General features: G+C 62.3%; 2 protein-coding genes and 1 pseudogene. 2 read left to right on the top strand and 1 reads right to left on the bottom strand.

What is annotated here, in order from left to right; translation table 11 throughout:
• Both DYI24_RS22835 and DYI24_RS22830 read left to right on the top strand, forming a co-directional pair.
• Positions 1-1,483 (top strand): methyl-accepting chemotaxis protein (locus DYI24_RS22835; RefSeq protein ID WP_164573958.1); only part of this gene is annotated, 1,483 nt, incomplete at its 5' end.
• A 507-nt stretch (positions 1,484-1,990) separates the two neighbouring features.
• Positions 1,991-3,682, top strand: coding sequence for a methyl-accepting chemotaxis protein (locus DYI24_RS22830; protein ID WP_164573957.1), 1,692 nt, complete (start codon positions 1,991-1,993; stop codon positions 3,680-3,682).
• Here DYI24_RS22830 and DYI24_RS28140 read toward each other — a convergent pair.
• Positions 3,648-3,876 (bottom strand): annotated as a pseudogene (locus DYI24_RS28140) (hypothetical protein); the annotation flags it as partial. The gene DYI24_RS22830 and the pseudogene DYI24_RS28140 sit on opposite strands and share 35 nt — an antisense overlap.

The following is a 3,876-nucleotide window of genomic DNA, read 5'->3' as shown; positions in this document are numbered from 1 at the left end:
GCATTTGATCGAGCTCTCCGCCGAAGGTAAGGCGGAAACCGATGTGCGGATCGTCAAGTCGCTTGATGCGATCAAAAAGGATCAGGCGATTTATGAACCATTGATCTCCTCGCCGGAGGAGCGGCAGCTTTATGAGGAGTTCAAGAAGGAGTGGAGTTCCTATCTTGAAGCGTCTCAGGCGGTGATTGAGATGTCGAAAAAATCGGCCGGGCGTTTTTCTCCAGAGGCAGCCGAGTTCATCTCAAAGACCCTTCAGCCCATTGGTAATCGCGTCGATATTCTTCTGCAGAAGGACATCGATCTGAACGACAAGGGGGCGGACGAATCGACTAGGACAGCCGCCACAACTTACAGCTCTGCTTTTTGGATAGTTATGACGATCCTCGGCGTCGCAATCCTGTTCGGCGTGATCGCGAGCTACATGGTCATTCGTGACATCATCGGCGCCATCGCGTCGATCATCACGCCGATGCAGCAGCTCGGACGTGGTGATCTGACTGCCGAAGTGCCTCATCGCGGTGAGCCTACGGAAATCGGCGCCATGGCCAATGAACTCCAGATCTTCAAGGAGGCTCTGGTCGCCAAGCGCGATGCCGATGCCGCGGCCGCCAAGGAGGCCGAAGAGAAGATCGCCCGTGCCCAGCGGGTCGACAGCGCGACCCGGCAGTTCGAGCACGCCATCGGCGAGATCGTCGACACCGTGTCGTCGGCTTCTACCGAACTCGAAGCCTCGGCCAGCACGCTGACCTCGACCGCCGAACGCGCCCAGGAGCTCGCGACCTCCGTGGCGGCAGCCTCGGAAGAAGCCTCCACCAACGTCCAGTCGGTGGCATCGGCGACCGAAGAGATGACCTCGTCGATCACCGAGATCAGCCGGCAGGTGCAGGAGTCGTCACGGATCGCCAACGACGCGGTGGATCAGGCCCGCAAGACCAACGAAAGCGTCAGCACCTTGTCGCACGCCGCCAGCCGGATCGGCGACGTCGTCGAACTGATCAACACCATTGCCGGGCAGACCAACCTGCTGGCACTCAACGCCACGATCGAAGCGGCGCGTGCCGGTGAGGCGGGCCGTGGCTTCGCGGTGGTGGCGGCCGAAGTGAAGGCACTGGCGGAGCAAACCGCCAAGGCCACCGGCGAGATCAGCCAGCACATCACCGGCATCCAGACCGCGACCGGTCAGTCGGTCGACGCCATCAAGGAGATCGGTCAGACCATCGGCCGGATGTCGGAAATCGCCTCGACCATCGCTTCGGCGGTGGAAGAGCAGGGCGCGGCTACGCAGGAAATCTCTCGCAACGTGCAGCAGGCTGCGCACGGCACCCAGCAAGTCTCGTCGAACATCACCGACGTGCAGCGCGGCGCCACCGAGACCGGCTCCGCCTCGTCGCAGGTGCTCTCCGCCGCGCAGTCGCTGTCGCAGGACAGCAACCGGCTGAAGGTCGAAGTTACCAAATTCCTCGACACCGTGCGGGCTGCCTAACCGCCCGGTGGTCCCGCGGATTGCAAGATCTGCGAAGGCGCTAGGCTCAACGACCAAATGGCCGGGCTCTGTCCCGGCCATTTGCTTTTGATTGCTGTCCGAGAATGGTGCGGTATCTGACTGTTTGTTGGTGCGCCATCGATTAGTTCGGGCGCCTGGCTTCCAAGAAAGTGAACCTGATACTCAGAATGCGTCCAGCTCGGCTCAGGGAGCGCATCAACTATTCTGCAATGCCGCCATGCGCGCTGTGATTGGACAGCCGTTCTGACCGAATCCATCGCGAGGAAAACCGCCGTCCCGACTGCTAATAAGCTCCGGCGTCGCGCAGTCCTCCAGTCGTCCTACTTGTTCAGTAGTTCTACGGGGGCGTGGTTTAACCCCCCCTCAATCTGCAAGCTGCACATTGGTTCCAGAATTGGACCGGTGACTGCGCCCCTGTGCTCGCTGTGGCGCGCGGTGTCGTACCAATTCCTGTTATTTGGTCTTCCATCAGCCGAGTAGATGCCGATGTTTTCCAGACTCTCGATTCGCACCAAGATCATCGCGCTTGTGGCGCTGCTCCTCGTGGCCATGTCGGGGATCGGTGGGCTTGGCCTGCTGAAGATGCGGACCCTGAACGACTCGACGGTTGATATTGCGACCAACTGGCTGCCGAGCGTTCGCGTCCTCGGCGATATCCGCACCTCATTGGCCATGTATCGGGTCACGTTGCGGGCTCATGCGATGGAAGCGACGGCGGAAGGCAAGGCGACTGCCGAAAAACGGATTTCCAGCGTCGAAGAAGCCATCAACAAGGCGCGGCGCAGCTATGAAAAGATGATCGCCTCCCCGGCAGAAAAGGCTCTCTATGAAGAATTTAGCCGGGAGCTGAACATCTATTTCGATGGCGCCAAAAAGGCGATCGAACTGTCGCGGAAGAGTGTCGGTCAGTCCACCGCCGAGCTGGGCGAGTACCTCACGAAGACGCTGGGCCCGATCGGCAGCCGGGTCGATGCTGTCTTGCAGAAGGATGCCGAGCTGAATACCAAGGGGGCGGACGAGTCCACCGCGATTGCCGCCGAAGCCTATAGTGCGGCCATCTGGATTGTCGTCACCATTCTGGTGCTGACGATCGCATTCGGGTTCATCGCCAGCTATCTGGTGATCCGCGACATCAGCCGCGGTATCGCGTCGATTATCGAGCCGATGCAGGCGCTGGGCCAGGGCAATCTCGCTGCCGAGGTGCCGCATCGCGGCGAGTCGACCGAAATCGGCGCGATGGCGGATTCGCTGCAGATCTTCAAGGAAGCGCTGATCGCCAAGCGCGAGGCCGATCTCGCCGCAGCCCGCGAGGCCGAGGAAAAGATCGCGCGCGGCCACCGGGTCGACGCGGCCACCCGGCAGTTCGAATCCGCGATCAGCGAAATCGTCGAGACGGTATCGTCGGCCTCCACCGAGCTGGAAGCTTCGGCCGGCACATTGACCTCGACCGCCGATCGCTCCCAGGAGCTGGCGACCTCGGTCGCCGCGGCGTCCGAAGAAGCCTCCACCAACGTTCAGTCGGTCGCCTCCGCGACCGAGGAGATGTCGTCGTCGATCACCGAGATCAGCCGTCAGGTGCAGGAGTCCTCGCGGATCGCCTCGGAAGCGGTGGACCAGGCACGCAAGACCAACGACAGCGTCGGTGATCTTTCGGAAGCGGCCAGCCGGATCGGTGACGTCGTCGAACTGATCAACACTATCGCCGGCCAGACCAACCTGTTGGCGCTCAATGCCACGATCGAGGCGGCGCGCGCCGGTGAGGCCGGCCGCGGCTTCGCGGTGGTGGCGGCCGAGGTCAAGGCGCTGGCGGAGCAGACCGCGAAAGCCACCGGCGAAATCGGCCAGCACATTTCGGGAATCCAGTCGGCGACCAACGAGTCGGTCAATGCGATCCGCGAGATCGGTATGACCATCGGCCGGATGTCCGAGATTTCGTCGGCGATCGCCGCCGCGGTCGAGGAGCAGGGCGCCGCCACCCAGGAAATCTCCCGCAACGTGCAGCAGGCGGCGCATGGCACCCAGCAGGTGTCGGCGAACATTACCGACGTGCAGCGTGGCGCCACCGAGACCGGTTCGGCCTCCGCCCAGGTGCTGTCGGCGGCGCAGTCGCTGTCACAGGAATCGAGCCGGCTGAAGATCGAGGTCACCCGGTTCCTCGATACGGTGCGCGCGGCCTGATCGCCGTGCCGTCTTCCCTCTTCAACTCCGCGTCATGCCCGGCCTCGTGCCGGGCATCGACGTTTTTGAGCATTTCTGATTTCGACGGAATCAGGACCGCACTTCTTAGCGGTCGCAGCTTGCAGAACCTCATGGTGAGGAGGCGCGAAGCGCCGTCTCGAACCATGTGCCGCAAGCCCTGCGGCTCCTCATCC

Origin of the sequence: Rhodopseudomonas sp. BR0C11 (genome assembly GCF_010820945.1) — a bacterium.
GTDB classification, from domain to species: domain Bacteria; phylum Pseudomonadota; class Alphaproteobacteria; order Rhizobiales; family Xanthobacteraceae; genus Rhodopseudomonas; species Rhodopseudomonas palustris_H.
This window is presented reverse-complemented; position numbering and strand designations above follow the sequence as displayed.

Excerpts from the sequence above, each read along its gene's own strand:
- DYI24_RS22830 (WP_164573957.1), top strand. The coding sequence starts at position 1,991 with ATGTTTTCCAGACTCTCGATTCGCACCAAGATCATCGCGCTTGTGGCG.